This window comes from Microbulbifer variabilis (assembly GCF_052468405.1).
Genome location: NZ_CP174343.1, coordinates 1,423,812 through 1,440,715, shown reverse-complemented (window position 1 = coordinate 1,440,715; position 16,904 = coordinate 1,423,812). Strand labels below are relative to the sequence as shown.

The following is a 16,904-nucleotide window of genomic DNA, read 5'->3' as shown; positions in this document are numbered from 1 at the left end:
TCGCCCTTTTTAAATTTCTTTTCGCAATTATGGACTTAGCTTTTATTAGGCTGGCTTATTTAATATCTCATGGCGACGCCAGTTCTTTTCTAACGGGAATAGGCCAAAAAATAGATGGGTAATCGCTAAGAGGTCAATTCCATCACTGTCACGCCACAAGGAAGTTTCACCTGCCGTTATCCATTGGCTAGGCTAATAACTGGCGGCAATCAAAACCGCCCGTTGTTGGTTCCCCGAGCAGTTCTATGGCGGCGAAGTTTCTTCCAATAGTCGTTTTTTTCATCTGCCTGATCGCCGTGGCTGGGGCACTGAGCCTGATTTTTTATTTTGATTTGGATGAACGGCTGATAGAACTACTGCAATGGCTCAATGAACGGGGTTGGCAAACCAGCCTTCTCTATATCCTCATCGTGGCCGCAGCAATCGTTTTACTGCTACCCGGCGTGATCTTCACCATGGGGGCTGGATTTGTTTTTGGGGTTATTAAAGGCACTATCCTGGTGGTGGCCGGCACAGTTCTCGGCGCCACTATTGCTTTCCTTATTGCCCGCTACCTGTTTGGTGAAAGGCCATCACGCTGGGTGATGTCGCACATCAAGCCCGCCACCATTGGCGAGGTCATCCGGCGGGAGGGCTGGCAGATGATTATGCTGACTCGCCTGGTGCCGCTGTTTCCATTCAAGCTGTCCAATTACTTTTTCGGCCTGACTCCGGTGCGGCTGAGGGATTTTATCCTAGGCAACACTCTTGGAGTGATTCCCCTCACCCTACACAACGTCTATGTGGGCTCTATCGCCGCGGATCTAGCCTCACTTGGCAAAGTGGAGGAACGCACCGCAGTCCAGTGGACGCTCTACATCATGGGGTTTGTTCTCGCAGTGATCGCCCTGATCGGCCTGACTCGCATGGCGCGGCGCGCATTAAAACGAATCGTAAAAGAAGAGGACCTGTGATGCCCTGGATGAAATGGTTACCGTGGCGTTTCTTCGTTCGCAGATTCGCAACTGCCCACGGTTTCCTTGACCCGCTTACATTAATGGCACACCTGCAGCGCTTTGCCGAGCCCTCTGAGGTCAGCGAACCAATTGAGCTGTTGCGTGCTGGGGCAGTCTTTCATGCCCGCGCCCTAATCAACAGTAAGGTTATCCAACACAACCTGGATTGGGTCTGGCCATACTGGATCCAGCGCCAATTCGATCCAAGGGACAAGTCATTCATCCCCCGCGCTTTTTCCATTACTCACTGCAACCTCAGCCACCGCAACTGGACGGCAGTAGGCCTACCAGACTGCGATGAGTTGCCGGTTATCGATCCTCGCGGCCTACTCACTCCCCATTACGATGGCTGGTCCATTGATGCTTGGGTAGTCAGTGATACAGGCGATGTGCTGACCCCAGCCAGTCTCACCTACTGCGAGCAACACCAGGAGTTAGGTGACGATATCTCGGTGGTGACTGAATCAGCCCTAAAAAGCCTTAAATTGCGCAACTGTACCCGGGTTGAGACCCGATATGGAAAACCCCACTGCGTGATGGATCTCACTGCCAGCTGCCGAGATAGCGGATGGTTATTGGTGGCACTGCGGCCTTGCAATCCCGAAGGAGTCAGCTTCGTGCACAAGGTAAGCCTGGAAGAGAGCGGAAGACGCTGGCTAATTGAGGACCAGCCCGCTGTTGAATTCGGGCAAGCAGTGGACAAACACTTGGCATCCAACTATCGCGGAGGCGATATCTATTTGCACCTGAAGGATGAACAGGGATGTATGTCTGGTGAGTGCGACGTTGGAATGGCCACGGCAGCGGCCATGTTCCGGATTGAACGACATAAGCCACTCAAACTGGATGTATCCATTCCCCTAGGAGAGGAATCTCATACAGGCCAGCCGTCGAAAACTTGGAAAGAAAGCCTAAAAGGGCATTGTACCCTGCAGGTCCCGGATAGGGACTTCCAGTTCTTATATGATTCGGCAATCCGCACATTGATCCTTCACTCTCCCTGTGATGTCTACCCTGGGCCCTATACCTACAAGCGTTTCTGGTTCCGTGATGCGGCCTTTATGATTCAATCCCTATTGTTCGCTGGGCTCACCAGTAGAGCCGAGCGAGCCCTGGATCAATTTCCCCAGAGACAAAAACGCGATGGTTTTTTCCACTCCCAGGATGGCGAATGGGACTCCAATGGCGAAGCTCTATGGATTTTCGACCTCTATTGCCAGCTGAGTAACAGACCACTAAAACAGGCCTGGTGTGAACCAATACTGAAGGGGGCGCGCTGGATCATCAATAAGCGCCTACCCAAGGACGGAAGTCTCTGCGCCGGTCTGCTTCCCGCCGGATTCAGCGCAGAGCACTTGGGCCCCAACGACTGCTATTACTGGGATGACTTCTGGGGAGTGGCTGGTCTGCATGCCGCAGCTTCAATCTGCACCAGGGAGGGCATCGACGATAACGCCCACCGTTTTAATACCGCAGCCGGTGACTTTCAAAACACCATTGACCGCAGCCTTGCCGAGGCGCAGAAGAGAATTAGCCGCGCAGCAATGCCCGCCTCTCCCAATCGCCGCCTGGATGCCGGCGCCATTGGCTCCGTTGTTGCCGGTTACCCCCTGCAACTCTATCCAGCGGATGATGCCAGGCTCACTGATCTAGCGGACTTCCTGATCAATAACTGCTTTGTCAGCGGAGGTTTCTTCCAGGACATGATCCACTCGGGGATCAACGCCTACCTGACCCTGCATATCGCCCAGGTCTTGCTGCGTGCCGGCGACCGGCGCTGCCTGGACCTAATGCGCAGTGTGGCACAACTCGCCTCCCCCACAGGCCAATGGCCGGAAGCCATCCACCCCCATTCCCTAGGAGGCTGCATGGGGGATGGTCAACACGCCTGGGCCGCAGCTGAATGGATAGCAATGCAACGGAACTGCTTTGTTCGCGAGGAGCAGGATGCCCTAATCCTGATATCCGGGCTACCGCCTGAATGGCTCAAGGATACTTCTGCCAGGAAGCCTATTCTGTTCGGCCCAGCACCAACCCGGTTTGGCGTCATCTCCCTGGAAATTACTCCTGGCGCCATCCCGAAAGTATCCTGGAAAGGAGAATGGTACGGAAAGGCACCGGCTATCGCCATCAAACCCCTCGGCTTTTCACCCACCCTGGTTGGCGAGGGCCTGAATTCCGTAGAGTTGAAAAGTCCATGAACATCGTGATGTTAACCAATACCTACCTGCCCCACGTCGGTGGCGTGGCGCACTCGGTCGCAGCATTCAGCGAAGAATACCGCAAGCGCGGTCACAAAGTGCTGGTTATTGCCCCGGAATTCGCCGAGCAGGTAGCCCGCGAGGAACATGTATTACGGATCCATGCGATACAAAACTTTAACGGTAGCGACTTCTCTATCGCTCTACCTTTTTCTCTCGCCCTAAATGAGAGGCTCGATGACTTCAAACCGGATATTATCCACTCCCACCACCCCTTCCTATTGGGCCTGACGGCACTGCGAATTGCCCGCGAACGAGAATTACCGCTGGTTTTCACTCACCACACACTATATGAACACTACACCCATAATGTGATGGCCAGCTCCCCGGTTGTTAAACGTTTCGCCATAGAAATTGCTACCCGCTACGCTAACCTTGCCAACCTGGTACTCGCTCCAAGTCTCAGTGTTGTGCGGCTACTGCATGAACGCGGCGTACGGACGCCTATTGCAGAGGTGCCTACTGGAGTTCACGTGGAAGAATATTGCGGCGGTGATGGTAGGGGTATCCGAAACCAATTGCATATTCCCGACTCAGCATTTGTAGTGGGACACCTCGGCAGATTTGGCCAGGAGAAGAATCTGCCTTTCCTCTGTGAAGCAGTAGCCCGCTTTATGCACGACCGGGAAAATACCCACTTCCTATTGGCGGGAAGTGGGCCACTGGAAGATGACCTGCGTGACTTTTTCACCCAGCAAGGCCTGTTACAACGTGTACACATGCCAGGCAAGGTTCTCGGTACATCACGGCGAGATATGTACGCCGCCATGGACACCTTTGTCTTTTCCTCAACAACAGAGACTCAGGGCCTTGTCCTGTCTGAAGCAATGGCCAGCGGGGTTCCAGTCATAGCTCTGGAGGCCAATGGAACCCGGGAAATGGTCAAAGACAGAATCAATGGACGGCTACTCAACAACACCGACCTTGAACATTTTGTCTCTGCCATTCACTGGCTACATGACCTACCTCCGGGAGGCCGCAGAGAGTTAATTTACCAGGCGGTAAACACCGCCAGGGATTTCTCCATGAGAAGCTGCGCCCAGCGCGCGCTTGACCTTTACCAACCCCTGGTAAAAAACAATACCCAGCCAAGTCGGATCCACCCAAATCAATGGGGAAGGATATGCAAGTTAATGGGGGCACAGTGGGAAATTATCGAAGGCCTAACCGGAGCCGCTGGGGCAGCACTGAGGCAGGCACCGGAGCAGTAATCCCGAGCAATGTTAAGCCGTATTGGACTCTCCGTCAGGCGTTGGCGCCGTCGCTTCAGTCGCAGTGAGTGGATTGCCTCTCTACTGGGTCTCTCCACCAGTGGACGCCAACCCCATGCACCGGGGCTGATCCTGATCCAGATTGATGGACTGGCTTACCCCGAGTTACTCAAAGCTCTGGCCAGAGGCCGCATGCCCTTCCTAAAACGGTTGATCCGGAAGGAACATTACCGTCTAGAACATATGTACCCTGGAGTTCCCTCCACCACGCCCGCTGTTCAAGCGGAACTCTTCTATGGAGTGCGCCAGGCGGTGCCCGCCTTCGGCTTTCTGGTACACGAGACCCAAAAGCTTGGCCGCATGTACGATCCGGAAGTGGCTGCATTAGTCGAAAAAAGGATCAATACCCAACAGCGCGACCCACTTTTAAGCGGTGGCAGCTGTTATCTCAGTCTGTTCCGTGCCGGAACCAAAACCGGTGAAGCCCATTTTTGCCCCGCCGACCAGGGCTGGGGACCCGCACTGCGCAGTGCCAGCCCACTAACCATCTGCATACTGGTGCTCAGTAATCTATGGAGCCTGATTCGCACCGGCGCTTTGATCGTGGTGGAACTGGTTCTTTCCCTCATAGATTGCGTACGCGGTTTAATGCAGGGGCAAAACTTCATAAAGGAATTGATGTTTATCCCAACGCGGGTCGGCATCACAATCCTCACACGAGAGTTTTGTACTATGGGCGCCAAAGTCGATATTACCCGCGGCCTGCCCATTATTTATGTCAATCTACTGGGTTACGATGAGCAATCGCACCGCCGCGGTCCTCGCTCGGCTTTCGCCCATTGGGTACTGAAGGGTATAGACGATGCCATAGCGCGTATCTGGCGCGCTGCCCATGCCTCAGACCGCCGCCACTACGATGTATGGATCTTCTCCGACCATGGCCAGGAACAAACCCAACCCTATGAGGAGCTGTATGGCCGCAGCCTTGGCGATGCCCTTTCAGAAATCCTTTCCGGACTGCCAAAACCACCACGAATCGAGCCAGGCCAGAGTAGACGTGGAGTCCAGCTGGAGCGGGCGCGACTGTTTGGCAGCGAATGGATGGATAAGGTTGAACTTGAGCGGGCGCCGGAACAGGATGCCAGTAAAACCCCGCTGGCACTGACCGCCTTGGGGCCCCTGGCAATGCTCTACAACCTGGACCTGGATGGTAACAGCCGCGCAGATGTAGCACGCATGATTGTAGAGAAGGCCCACGTGCCACTGGTGCTCTACCGGGTGGACCCAAGTTCTCCCTCATCCCCTGTCCACGGCTGGTGGAAACATGGCCCGGTGAGTCTGCCAAAGGATGGCCGCGAGCTGATGGGGGACGAGCACCCCTACCCCGAACAGGCTATCGACGACATGATCAGCCTTTGCAGTCATCCGGATTCCGGCGATTTCATGATGTATGGCTGGTGTTCCAGTGAAAAACAGCCGCTGACATTCGCTATGGAAAATGGCAGCCATGGCGCCGCTGGCCCCAACGAGACCCATGCTTTCGCGCTGATGCCAGAGGATATCCAGCCACCAGATCCGGGGCTGGGCTACTGGCGCCCGCAGGATCTACGCTCTGCCGCCCGGGCCTATCTGCGTGGCGCACGTCCGATGAAGCTGGACGAACACAGGTCGCCGGAAAGTACCCTAAGAATCATGACCTATAACGTACACAGTTGCCGGGGTGTGGATGGCACCCTCTCCCCGCAACGTATAGCCAGGGTAATCGCCCGCTACCGCCCAGACGTGGTGGCATTGCAGGAACTGGATGTAAAGCGTAAGCGCAGTGGCGGCCTGGACCAGGCGGAACGGTTGGCGCGACTGCTGGCGATGGATGTGCACTTCCAGCCGGCAATCAACCTCAACGAAGAGCGCTACGGCGATGCCATCCTCACCCACCTCCCGGTGAAACTGGTCAAGAAAGGGATACTGCCAGGCCCCCCTAAAGGTAAGGGGCGCTTGTTTAATCCAGCTGCTGATGAACCCCGCGGCGCAGTCTGGGTGGAGATTGAGCACAACGGCAGCAAGATCCAGATCATTAACACTCACCTTGGCCTCTCCAGAGCCGAGCGATTGCGTCAGGTGGATGCACTGCTGGGGCCTGAATGGCTTAGCAACCCACGCTGCAAAGGCGAACGCATCTTACTGGGTGACTTTAACGCCCTACCGGCCTCGGCGGAGTGTAAGCGCCTCGGAGGTTACCTGCGTGATGCTCAAGAGCAGGCCCCCCGGCATACACCTAAAGGTACCTTCTTAAAAGTGCGAATTGATCATATTTTCCTGAGCGCCGGCTTTGCGGTAAAAAGGGTGCGTGTTCCCCGTACTGCCCTCACCCGTCAGGCCTCTGATCATCTACCGTTAATCGTGGATATTGAGCTGCCTTTTCGACCCTCGTAACGTAAATCCCCTTGAAAAGGCCCACTATGCCCCTATTAATTGCAGGAGAAGATTCGACTAAAACCCTGTAAAAATTGAGGTTTTTCGAATTTAACAAGAATTATAGCCAGCGCTTAAAAGGGATTTCCCGACTTGATGGTCCCCACCGCGAGCTATATGATTCCGGTATCGATTAAATAGCAGGAGTCGCTAAATGCAACCACAAGCTTATACAAATACCCGCGCACTGGACCGCTCGGAATCGGCGAAGGTGTTGCGCAATACCTACGCCCTTTTGGCAATGACTGTACTTTTCAGTGCCGTCACTGCAGGAATCGCCATGGCCGTTGGCATGGGCCGTGGCATGGGCTTGATCTGCTCACTAGGAGCCCTGGCCCTGATCTGGTTTGTACTGCCGCGCACCGCAAATTCCAGCGCCGGTATCGGCGTTGTTTTCGCTTTCACCGGCCTGTTAGGCGCTTCCATTGGCCCAATGTTGAACCACTACCTGGGCCTAGCCGGGGGTAGCCAGATTGTTATGCAAGCCCTTGGCACCACCGCACTGATCTTCTTTGCCCTTTCCGCCTATGTGCTGACAACCCGCAAAGATTTCAGTTTTATGGGTGGCTTCCTGTTTGTAGGGCTGATTGCCGCCGTAGTTTGTGGCCTGGGCATGGTGATTGCCAGCTTCTTTGGCATCTACATGCCGCTGGCCAGTGTTGCCCTGAGTGGGGTTATTGCCCTGCTGATGTCCGGCTTCATTCTGTATGACACCAGTCGTATCATCAACGGTGGTGAAACCAACTACTTGATGGCCACTACTTCCCTGTACCTGGACATCCTGAATCTGTTCACTGCTTTGCTGCACATCATCGGATTCGCTTCTTCCGACGACTAATCAGCAGCTGCTGTTGAGTCAATACTATGCCCCGCAGTGCGGGGCATTTTACTATTTGGCCCGCTATGAAGTTTTCCTTGGCAGTCTACTCTGCGCCCCACTCAACCCAGTCCGCCGCAAGCGCATTGCGCTTTGCCAAAGCCCTGCTTTCTGAAGGGCACGAAATCTACCGGATTTTTTTCTATTGCGATGGCATACAAAATGGCAATAGCATCGCCGCGCCCCCCCAGGATGAAGCCGACTTAACCGGCGAGTGGCAAGATTTACAGCGGCAATACAATCTTGACCTTGTTATTTGCATCGCAGCAGCGCAGAGGCGCGGCGTGTTAAGCCAACGGGAAGCGGAGCGACAGGAGAAGCTATCAGCAAACCTCGCAGAAGGATTCGAGTTGGCAGGCCTAGGCCAACTAACTGACGCTGTAGCCAATTCTGAGCGGCTTGTAACTTTTGGAGGCTAATCATGGGTAACAAAACTCTCGCCCTATGCCGCACGGCTCCCTACGGGAGTGCTTTGGCTCGCGAAGGTCTCGAAGCAGTGCTTGCATCAGCCGCTATGGAGCAGGAAGTAGACCTGCTATTTATCGGTGATGGGATATTCCAGTTGCTGAGCAACCAATCGCCGGAAGAAATCCAACAAAAGAGTCAACGCCGAAACCTGCTGGCACTCCCTATGTTTGGACTGGAACAATTCTATGTTTGCGCAAGCAGTCTCGCAGAAAGGGGGGTTAAGCCCAAACTGATAGAAATTCCTGGAGTAGAGATCAAGACAATTGAGCAGCCGGGCGCTTTAATTGCCTCTTACCAATGTGTATTGAGCTTTTGATATGACATTACATTTAGTCAGTAAATCTCCATTCAGCTCCAGCGCCTTGCGGGACTGCTTGCAAAGCTTTGCCGAAGGAGATGCGTTACTTCTAATCGAGGATGGCGTTTATGCCCTGCGCCATGATGCTTTGCAAACACTACAGAATTCAGCCGTTTACTGTCTGGAGGCCGATGCCGCAGCACGCGGCCAGCGGGAGCTGGCGGCAATTGTGTCAGGTATCAAAATGATTGACGATGCTGGCTGGGTAAAACTCTGTACTCAGCATAACCCCATCGTCAGCTGGTTCCGGTAGAAGTTGAAATGGATCACTTATCAGCTAATGGTAAAGAAATTCCCCTAGATAAAGAGGGCTATCTGCGGGACCTTAAAGATTGGAGCCCCGATGTAGCAGAACAGCTGGCGGCAGCCGAAGGCATAAAGCTGACAGATGCCCATTGGGAAGTTATCGAGCTGTTACAGGACTTCTATCGCCAGTTCGACCTGTCTCCCGCCATGCGTCCCCTGGTGAAATTTATCGGCCAACACCTGGGTGCAGACAAAGGTCGTAGCATCTACCTGATGCAGCTTTTTCCACCAAGCCCAGCCAAGGTGGCCAGTAAAATCGCTGGCCTACCCAAACCCACCAACTGCCTGTAACTCCTACTATTCAACTTCTAAGAATTCAGACCAGGCCAACTATCTCCAACGGCCTGGCTATCTAGCCAGGCTGATCATAGCCCTCCCATACAACACCTCGCACAACCTTGTTCTACACTGCGCTTCACAGCCACATCCTGAAATTACTCCGCAATTTTTAGCAAGACACCCAGGAATCTATGTTATGCCAGATATCCGATTCGGAATCGTCGGCAGTGGTATGATCGCCGGTGTAACAGCCAAGGCGATAGACCAAGCCACCGGAGCCAGAGCTGTCGCGGTCTCAAGTAAACACTTTGACAGGGCCAAAAAATTCGCTAGTGAACACAAAATTGCCAAAGTGTTTAAAAGCTGGCAACAGCTTGTAGAGGCAGGGGATATCGATGCTGTCTATGTAGCAACCCCAACTATCTGCAGGGAAGAGATTTGTCTGGCAGCCCTCAAAAATGGCAATCACCTGATTAGCGAAAAACCATTCCTCAATGGACTTTCAGCACGCAGAATTGCCAATCAGGCCCAGTCGACAGGGCTTGCCTTTATGGATGCCACTCACTTCACCCACCACCCGAGGACAAAACAGATCATCAAGCAGCAACAGAAGTCTATCGGGGATGTTCAGCGCATTTACTCCGCTTTCCTCTTCCCCGTCGTAGAACGCGACAACATACGCTTTAATCCAAAGTTGGAACCAACTGGCGCAATTGCAGATATCGGCTGGTACAACATGCGAGCTATCGTAGAGTTCTTGCGCCCGGCAGGAACAATCCAATCTATTGCCGGAGCGGTAAAACGCGACCGAGAAACTGGTGCCGTTATTAGTGGCACCGGCATGATCGAATTTTCCAGTGCTCAAACCTCAACTTTCGACTTTGGCTACGACGCTGGTGTGTGCGATATGGACCTCAACATCCTGGGAGACAACGGTCTGATTCAGCTCAATGACTTTGTCTTGGACTGGAAGGATAGCTTTGTATTTGGCAACCCCAACTACTCAGCAGACTTTACGCTACGACAAGGAATGGCAACTCCCAGAGAATTTGAACACTTTGCTGTTGACACCCAAAAATCCCAAGTCGTTTACATGATTGAACATTTTTGTCATATGGCTACAACTGAAGATATTGAGCTTCGCAACGCCGCTGCTGCACGCGCAATTCACACCCAGGAACTACTGGACCACTACTGCAGTTCGGTTGGAGTGACTCTCGAAACATCCAACTTTTAAAGGAAAAGGGAATGCAGACTGTGAAACTATGACCATTAAGCCACTAGCCAAGCAGGACCGCTCTTAGTCTCCAATCAAATGTGCAAGATTACTCGCCGATCTCCGTGATGGTGGCGATGCTCCCACAGATAGATACCCTGCCAGGTTCCCAACATCAGGCGATCACCCTGCACCGGGATTGAGAGGCTGGTTGCAGTCAAAGCGCACTTGATATGGGCCGGCATATCATCCGGCCCCTCCATGGTATGGGTGTAAAGGCGATCATCCTCAGGTACCAAGCGATTCAGCCACTGCTCCAAGTCCCTACGCGCACTTGGATCAGCATTCTCCTGAATCAACAGACTCGCGGAAGTATGCTGAATAAACAACGTACAGAGTCCTTCCCTTGCCCCTTGATAAGAGACCCAGTCAGTCACCTGATCAGTAAACTCATGTAACCCCTGCCCTTGTACCCTGATTGCTATCTCACCTATTGCCATACAGATTCCTATATAATTCGCGCCCGCTCCATTATTGAGACTACCGTATTCTATATGGCACTGTACCGCGTTAACACCAACGACTATCAAGAGCAGCTGAACAAGAAGGCCCGGCGCCTGGGTGAAGCTTACCGGGAATTCACTAACCTGGAGCCAGAGCTATTTCCCTCACCACCCATCCACTACAGACAGCGTGCAGAATTCAAAGTCTGGCATGAGGGCGGCGTAGCCTACTACGCCATGTATCGTCAGGGCGAGTACAAGAAGCCATTTATTATTAACGAGTTTACTGTCGGCTCAGAACTTATGAATAAACTGATGCCAAGGGTCCTGGCGGCCGTAAACAGCAGTGAGACTCTACGCAAGCGCCTGTTCTCCGCTGAATTTCTCACCACTCTAAGTGGTGATGCCCTGATTACCCTGATCTACCATAAAAAGCTGGATGAAATATGGGAACAGGAAGCCCGTGCACTGCAAGATAAACTCGGCTTCCCAATCCTCGGCCGCTCTCGAAAGCAAAAGGTGGTTTTGGAGCGGGACTATGTCACCGAACAGTTGGAGATAGGTGGCAAGCAATACCAATACAAGCAGGTGGAAGGTAGCTTTACCCAACCCAATGGTGAGATCTGCCGCTCTATGATCCGTTGGGCCAAAAGTGCTTGCGGAGAAAGCGCCAATGATCTGCTAGAGCTATACTGTGGGAACGGCAACTTTACCATTCCGCTCAGTGAGAATTTCCAGAAAGTACTAGCCACAGAAATATCCAAAGTCTCTGTTAACTCCGCCCAGGAAAACATCCGCGCAAATCGTATTAATAATCTGGATATTGTGCGGCTGTCCAGCGAAGAGTTCACACAGGCTATCGATAAGGTCCGCCCTTTCCGCCGGCTCGCCGACATAGACCTGGACAACTATAATTTCGATACCGTACTGGTTGACCCACCCCGTGCAGGCCTGGACCAGGAAACCTGCAAAATGGTTGCTCGTTTCCCACGAATACTATACATCTCCTGTAATCCAGAGACACAGCTGGAAAACCTCAAGTTGCTAAGTCAAACACATCACATTGAACGCTTTGCTCTATTCGATCAATTCCCCTATACGGACCACACTGAAACTGGATTACTACTTGTACGCAAGTAAAAAGCGAACACTCCAAAATTATTCGTCTCAATAAGTAAGCTTACCTTTTAGCGGGCTAGCCACAGCTCGCTTTTAAAATTTTACTCACTATCTCTCATAATTTAACACTTACTTTCCTAATCAATAAACCCGACAAAATGTGACTCCCTCTCTCGGCATCACATATACTCGTATCACATAGACTATCTTGATTAACCCTATCCTACGTTAATAACATTTTACGAAACCACCTGTTCCAAAATTTGGAAAAACCATTCATAAGTCACACTCATAACCTCTAAAAATTGATTGAAAAAGAAAAATAAACTCATTAGTTACAGATAAAAATTAATTTTGACACCGGTTTAAACACAGAATAACTTAAGACACCTGGTGACCGTGAAAAAAGCAATCTACTTTCTTAGGTGTTATCTAGCCTTATTGGACACAATCTTCTTAAGCAGCCAATAAACTAAGCAAAGCAACGAAATAAAAATAAATAAAATGGGAGATTTGAACCTTAAGATCATCACCTTGGTATTCTCGGTCTGATCGCGACCTCTTCAGCCAATCATAATGGCCACTGTGTTTCACTCCGAGTCACCAGTAAGATAGTTTGATACCTAGTTATGAATCGAACCACTGGACAAATCGATATCTTGCTAATGTTCCTCCGCAAAAACCATTGCCACTTTCCTAGTATATCAACCTCCTGTTTCAACTTAGGATTCTCTACCCCTAAACGCTGCACTTCAGAAAGTTCATTTTTTGCTCTAGTGAATACCTTAGTGAGATCCCTGCGTTCATCCACCAAAATCTTCACTTCCTGACACTCTTTTTCAACATCGTGACAGCATGAAGGAATGATTATCGAGAGTATCAATCACTTCCTTAACTTTAATGCCTTATATCAAGCTGAGAATTACACTTTAACTTTGGTTTCTTTTGAATATAACCAGGCTAACTTCGTCCCTACGTGATTGCATGGATAATTTATCCAGGATAACAAATCAGGCTCAGCAAGCAGCAAACTTGAATAGCACTTCACAATTATTCTTTATACCACCAGATCAATAAAAAGCAGTTACTATTTTTTCAACTTTGCGCCTTGTGTATCAATGGTTACATCTGGATGAAAACCCAAAAAACAAGTTCATTTATGGTTGGAATACAAAAAGGATATGGGCCGAAGCTTCCAATATTATTCCTCTTGAACTGTATTTGCCTTAAGTAAGGTCTATCTTCAAAGATCATTCTTTACCTGTGCAATACCTAAAATACTTGCCTCAAAATCCAGGCAAAGCTCAGATTTTGACATTGGCTGCCTTTGTTTTTTATCCGTTTGGCTTAATTGGAAGTCCTTTCAGTTGACTAAGAAATAGTTCTTTGGTTGGCAATCCCGCTCCCTTGCAGCAAATCCTTGGACATCAACTCCTAACTGTACAGATGGTATACCATCAACGTAAGTTCCACGTTCAGCAGCATAAGAGATGAAATTACGTCCATGAACCCATCGCTCAGGCAGATACCCCAATCAAATTTTCCGAACTAAATTCGAATATTTTACTGGACGTCGAGGGAATACGCGTAACATTGCCTCGGACATTGACAAGAATAACCACTCCGACGTTGATATATAGATATATTTTAACTGCTTGTAGGCAGCCGATTATGAGATTTAGTCTAAACTAATCCAGATCAGAATGACCTACTTCCACTATCAGATAAGGCGTACTTAGCCAGGGGCAAGGTACATCCGCTAAAGCTTACTGTAGCACTCAGGGGATACCAGATGGAAAATCAACACACCGTAAAAAGTACCCGATTTTGGCTATGGATTTCGATTCTTATATTTGCTGCCTCCAACTCTGTTGTTGCGAAAATCGGGGAGCTCGGTGCCTATCACCCCATTAATGGAAATAATCCCATATCATTTTGCAACCTCTTGTTTGCAGGAAATCTCTTGGCGGGTATCACCCTTTTAATAATCTATAGGAAAGATTGGCGCCTCAGCATCTTAAAACAGTACCCTTTCAAAGACTGGTTTTACATGTTTGTGCTTATCTTGATGTCTGGTGTTCTTGCCCCTGCTTTCTTCTTTATTGCTCTAATGATCACAGAGGTGACTAATGTCGTTTTAATTGCAACTCTAGATGCTCCCTTAGGACTCTTGTTAGCTTTTTTAATGTTCAGGGAAAAGCCCACCGGGTTCTCAATAGTGGGTGCTCTTGTGGTAACAGTTGGTGTTATTGCAATTTTTGTGCTACATCAACCTCCGATGGAAGATCCAATGAGCATGAAAATGCTGAACCTTGGAAATCCAGCAATGAACCAATTCCTAGAAACCCTTCCCAAAGCAGGAGAAATTTTAACCGCTGTAGCAACACTCTTAGGAGTCATTGCCGTTCAGGTAAGTCGGAAACTGCTTGATCGCATCCCTATTGGCGTCTTTTCAGTTTTCCGCATGCTTGCAGGAGTGATACTCTTTTCGATCATTGTCCTCTCTGTATTTGGCCCCCATCACTTTGACGACCTCTTTTCTCCATTCCTCTGGGTGTGGATGCTGGTATACGGCGCGATCATTATAGTCTTTGGGCAGATCACCTGGTTTAAAGGACTCCAAGGAGGGGCCAGCTCTGCCGATATCTCTATCGCTACAGCCATCACTCCCGTAGCAGGCACTTTCTTCGCCTTTCTGATTCTTCAAGAGATTCCCAACTTTGCTCAAATCGTTGGAGGAATCATCATCATGGCAGGAATAGGAATCTCACTACTCGGCCAATATCGAGAACAAAAAGTCGTCGAAATTAGGTATGAAAAGCCGTGCTCATTTAAGGGGGTATAGCGCTTTCAAGCAGCAGCGCCTTATTAGGTAACTTAGTACCTTAGTAAGCCTCGTTAAGCAGAACAGTACAGCTGATCACGAAGTAAACAGTGGCGAAGCAGGGTAAGAAACAATGTGCATAATTTAAACGTAAAGCTATTGCTTTCAGACTATTTATGACTAGAACGCTTGATTGATACTAGCCGATTCATGCGCTGTTTAAATGAATCAATCACTCGCCGGGTCTTTATTGAAGGCGCCTGTGCCAGCCGCTTCTAGGACGGCTATTTTTACTGAATGAAAAGGTCCTTGGAACTACTTGGCCAATGGGGATTTCAATCCTAACCGTGCCTGTATCGCCGAGACTCCTAATAATTCTGATTACCCTTCTATTCAAAAACGTATTCATACGCCAATCATAGGTAGGCAAACCAGAAGTCCGCTACCTCTTGTGCAAGATGAGCGCCCAAATATGCTAAAAAGTTTACCTGTTCATATGAATAGATAATAAATTTTTGTGATCGCTATCTAGCCCCTAAAAGGCTGTATGCTGTTACTTAAACTCTCCTCTATCCTCAAGCAGCTGGAAGATATCATCAAAATACTGGCTTCAACTCCAATGAGACTTTGGAGGCTGCTTTAAAAGTTTAGCAGGGCCAGAGAGTGCGGTACGATTAATAAGGAGACTCCACCCGGACCTCAGTTATAGAACTCAAACCTTATTAGACAGTAAGAAACATCAAGCTCCGATTATCGCACTAACGTCAAACGCTGTGACAAATTCGGAGTGCAGCAGAAAGCTTTTTAACAACAGCGTTTTGTTATGCACCAAATCGTTGTCACAGCTATCGCCATCGCCCTTAGATTTCGGGAATTTCGCCGAAAAAACCAATTACACAGCAAACTTTCCCGTTCTCATCTATTTCTGTTACATCAAACCCGGCTAGGAGCAACTTATCGTTTTGATGAATTGCCCAATGGTACCGATGAAACCCATGTTGGGAGTCTACACCACTAGTTCGAGAGTAAATAGCTCCTGGAAGCTTAGACTTTACTTCATGGACATTTTTCTCAAATCCGTCAATGCCAGAGACATCAATAGACGGATCAACAAACCGAACATCGCTGCTCAGAGCATTTTCAAGGTGGACGCGTACTTTAGAAGAGTCAGGTTCGTTCCATGCTGCCAGCATGTGGTCAAGGGCTTCCGGGTATTTGGCCATAGTTCTTCTCGTGTATATCTGGCAAAATCAGAATTAAAAGTTAAATTGCATAATGTCACATACAGCCGCCAACAAAAGGAGTCCGTAATTGCGTAGGAATTTGAGTGACGCCTTTTGTCGGTCCGCTGCTGCGACTTCTTAAGTTTCCATTTGTGAAATAGTCTAAAGTATCAAAATGACCTACCGAGCGCTATAAACCAGTTTTTACCAGCAATCATTTGACCTGCCTCCTCGAGATACTTTATATCTTTAGATTCGATGTATTTTTGACAGATATCACCGACTTCACTTGCCTTTAAATCATCAGGTAGCTCTTGCCATTCTCTTAGATCATTATGAGCAACTGAATAGAATGCAAACGCTATCTTTCGCCACTCCTTATTATTTGCCTTTATTTCTTCAAGGCTCTTTTTTATACTACTCATTTTCTAACAACTAACTGATATTAATTGAAACATAATAGCTAATTCAAAAGCAGTATCAATATATCATCCTTTTCTTTAATTCCAAAGCTCTTCAGCCTAACCATCCAAAAAGGTACCGAAGTTCAATAGCTACCTTTAGCTATTACACATATTAAGAAAGAAGGATAATATAATTCCGTACTTTCATTGCCATATATCTTATCGAGAAGCCATTAAGAATCAATGAAATTATTGGTTTTCTTCAAGCAAGTTGTTGGTAGAACATACATAACACAATGTCAGACGGACAAAGCTGTTTAGCTCACCAACCTTCAGATAATATTACTCGTTACTGACAAACAAAAAACTTAGAAATAGAAGCATATTC

General features: G+C 49.4%; 15 protein-coding genes. 12 read left to right on the top strand and 3 right to left on the bottom strand.

Going from position 1 to position 16,904, the window contains the following annotated elements; all coding sequences use genetic code 11:
* Positions 1 to 245 precede the first annotated feature (245 nt).
* The 10 genes from ACJJJB_RS06770 (at position 246) to ACJJJB_RS06725 (ending at position 10,464) form a co-directional block, all read left to right on the top strand.
* Positions 246 to 953: a TVP38/TMEM64 family protein gene (locus ACJJJB_RS06770; protein ID WP_020415175.1), complete on the top strand. Its 708-nt coding sequence runs from the start codon at positions 246 to 248 to the stop codon at positions 951 to 953.
* The gene (locus tag ACJJJB_RS06765) at positions 953 to 3,196 is read left to right on the top strand and encodes a hypothetical protein (RefSeq protein ID WP_445365943.1); all 2,244 of its coding nucleotides are present in this window, start codon (positions 953 to 955) and stop codon (positions 3,194 to 3,196) included. The genes ACJJJB_RS06770 and ACJJJB_RS06765 overlap by 1 nt, the downstream gene beginning before the upstream one ends.
* Positions 3,193 to 4,467 carry a glycosyltransferase gene (locus tag ACJJJB_RS06760; RefSeq protein ID WP_020415173.1) on the top strand — a complete coding sequence of 425 codons (1,275 nt, stop codon included), beginning with the start codon at positions 3,193 to 3,195 and terminating at the stop codon, positions 4,465 to 4,467. Before ACJJJB_RS06765 ends, ACJJJB_RS06760 begins: the two co-directional genes overlap by 4 nt.
* A gap of 9 nt (positions 4,468 to 4,476) precedes the next feature.
* On the top strand, positions 4,477 to 6,900 hold the full coding sequence (locus ACJJJB_RS06755) for an endonuclease/exonuclease/phosphatase family protein (protein ID WP_020415172.1): 2,424 nt from the start codon (positions 4,477 to 4,479) through the stop codon (positions 6,898 to 6,900).
* A 193-nt stretch (positions 6,901 to 7,093) separates the two neighbouring features.
* Entirely contained in the window at positions 7,094 to 7,777 is a 684-nt protein-coding gene (locus tag ACJJJB_RS06750; protein ID WP_020415171.1) for a Bax inhibitor-1/YccA family protein, read from the top strand.
* A gap of 26 nt (positions 7,778 to 7,803) precedes the next feature.
* Entirely contained in the window at positions 7,804 to 8,235 is a 432-nt protein-coding gene (gene tusD / locus ACJJJB_RS06745) for a sulfurtransferase complex subunit TusD (RefSeq protein WP_020415170.1), read from the top strand.
* 2 nt (positions 8,236 to 8,237) lie between these two features.
* Complete coding sequence (gene tusC / locus ACJJJB_RS06740) at positions 8,238 to 8,600, top strand: sulfurtransferase complex subunit TusC (protein WP_444945144.1); 363 nt, start codon at positions 8,238 to 8,240, stop codon at positions 8,598 to 8,600.
* A 1-nt stretch (position 8,601) separates the two neighbouring features.
* Positions 8,602 to 8,895 carry a sulfurtransferase complex subunit TusB gene (gene tusB / locus ACJJJB_RS06735; RefSeq protein ID WP_020415168.1) on the top strand — a complete coding sequence of 98 codons (294 nt, stop codon included), beginning with the start codon at positions 8,602 to 8,604 and terminating at the stop codon, positions 8,893 to 8,895.
* A gap of 8 nt (positions 8,896 to 8,903) precedes the next feature.
* Complete coding sequence (locus ACJJJB_RS06730) at positions 8,904 to 9,239, top strand: TusE/DsrC/DsvC family sulfur relay protein (protein ID WP_444945145.1); 336 nt, start codon at positions 8,904 to 8,906, stop codon at positions 9,237 to 9,239.
* 184 nt (positions 9,240 to 9,423) lie between these two features.
* Positions 9,424 to 10,464 carry a Gfo/Idh/MocA family protein gene (locus ACJJJB_RS06725; RefSeq protein ID WP_444945146.1) on the top strand — a complete coding sequence of 347 codons (1,041 nt, stop codon included), beginning with the start codon at positions 9,424 to 9,426 and terminating at the stop codon, positions 10,462 to 10,464.
* Between the two features lie 74 nt (positions 10,465 to 10,538).
* On the opposite strand, the gene ACJJJB_RS06720 is transcribed toward ACJJJB_RS06725, so the two are convergent.
* Positions 10,539 to 10,943 carry a secondary thiamine-phosphate synthase enzyme YjbQ gene (locus ACJJJB_RS06720; RefSeq protein WP_444945147.1) on the bottom strand — a complete coding sequence of 135 codons (405 nt, stop codon included), beginning with the start codon at positions 10,941 to 10,943 and terminating at the stop codon, positions 10,539 to 10,541.
* 54 nt (positions 10,944 to 10,997) lie between these two features.
* Between ACJJJB_RS06720 and trmA the strand changes: the two genes are divergently transcribed.
* Positions 10,998 to 12,086 (top strand): tRNA (uridine(54)-C5)-methyltransferase TrmA, encoded by a 1,089-nt coding sequence (trmA, locus tag ACJJJB_RS06715; RefSeq protein WP_444945148.1) that lies wholly within the window; start codon positions 10,998 to 11,000, stop codon positions 12,084 to 12,086.
* 1,771 nt (positions 12,087 to 13,857) lie between these two features.
* Complete coding sequence (locus tag ACJJJB_RS06710; protein WP_020415162.1) at positions 13,858 to 14,910, top strand: DMT family transporter; 1,053 nt, start codon at positions 13,858 to 13,860, stop codon at positions 14,908 to 14,910.
* Between the two features lie 839 nt (positions 14,911 to 15,749).
* Here the strand turns inward: ACJJJB_RS06710 and ACJJJB_RS06705 are convergent.
* The gene (locus tag ACJJJB_RS06705) at positions 15,750 to 16,112 is read right to left on the bottom strand and encodes a hypothetical protein (RefSeq protein ID WP_020415161.1); all 363 of its coding nucleotides are present in this window, start codon (positions 16,110 to 16,112) and stop codon (positions 15,750 to 15,752) included.
* A 170-nt stretch (positions 16,113 to 16,282) separates the two neighbouring features.
* Entirely contained in the window at positions 16,283 to 16,537 is a 255-nt protein-coding gene (locus ACJJJB_RS06700) for a hypothetical protein (protein WP_353375257.1), read from the bottom strand.
* Positions 16,538 to 16,904 lie beyond the last annotated feature (367 nt).

Coding starts and splice junctions, on each gene's coding strand:
- ACJJJB_RS06725 (WP_444945146.1), top strand. CDS start 9,424: ATGCCAGATATCCGATTCGGAATCGTCGGCAGTGGTATGATCGCCGGT.
- tusB (WP_020415168.1), top strand. CDS start 8,602: ATGACATTACATTTAGTCAGTAAATCTCCATTCAGCTCCAGCGCCTTG.
- trmA (WP_444945148.1), top strand. CDS start 10,998: ATGGCACTGTACCGCGTTAACACCAACGACTATCAAGAGCAGCTGAAC.
- ACJJJB_RS06700 (WP_353375257.1), bottom strand. CDS start 16,537: ATGAGTAGTATAAAAAAGAGCCTTGAAGAAATAAAGGCAAATAATAAG.
- ACJJJB_RS06765 (WP_445365943.1), top strand. CDS start 953: ATGCCCTGGATGAAATGGTTACCGTGGCGTTTCTTCGTTCGCAGATTC.
- ACJJJB_RS06710 (WP_020415162.1), top strand. CDS start 13,858: ATGGAAAATCAACACACCGTAAAAAGTACCCGATTTTGGCTATGGATT.
- ACJJJB_RS06760 (WP_020415173.1), top strand. CDS start 3,193: ATGAACATCGTGATGTTAACCAATACCTACCTGCCCCACGTCGGTGGC.
- ACJJJB_RS06705 (WP_020415161.1), bottom strand. CDS start 16,112: ATGGCCAAATACCCGGAAGCCCTTGACCACATGCTGGCAGCATGGAAC.
- ACJJJB_RS06750 (WP_020415171.1), top strand. CDS start 7,094: ATGCAACCACAAGCTTATACAAATACCCGCGCACTGGACCGCTCGGAA.
- ACJJJB_RS06730 (WP_444945145.1), top strand. CDS start 8,904: ATGGATCACTTATCAGCTAATGGTAAAGAAATTCCCCTAGATAAAGAG.
- tusD (WP_020415170.1), top strand. CDS start 7,804: ATGCCCCGCAGTGCGGGGCATTTTACTATTTGGCCCGCTATGAAGTTT.
- ACJJJB_RS06720 (WP_444945147.1), bottom strand. CDS start 10,943: ATGGCAATAGGTGAGATAGCAATCAGGGTACAAGGGCAGGGGTTACAT.
- ACJJJB_RS06770 (WP_020415175.1), top strand. CDS start 246: ATGGCGGCGAAGTTTCTTCCAATAGTCGTTTTTTTCATCTGCCTGATC.
- tusC (WP_444945144.1), top strand. CDS start 8,238: ATGGGTAACAAAACTCTCGCCCTATGCCGCACGGCTCCCTACGGGAGT.
- ACJJJB_RS06755 (WP_020415172.1), top strand. CDS start 4,477: ATGTTAAGCCGTATTGGACTCTCCGTCAGGCGTTGGCGCCGTCGCTTC.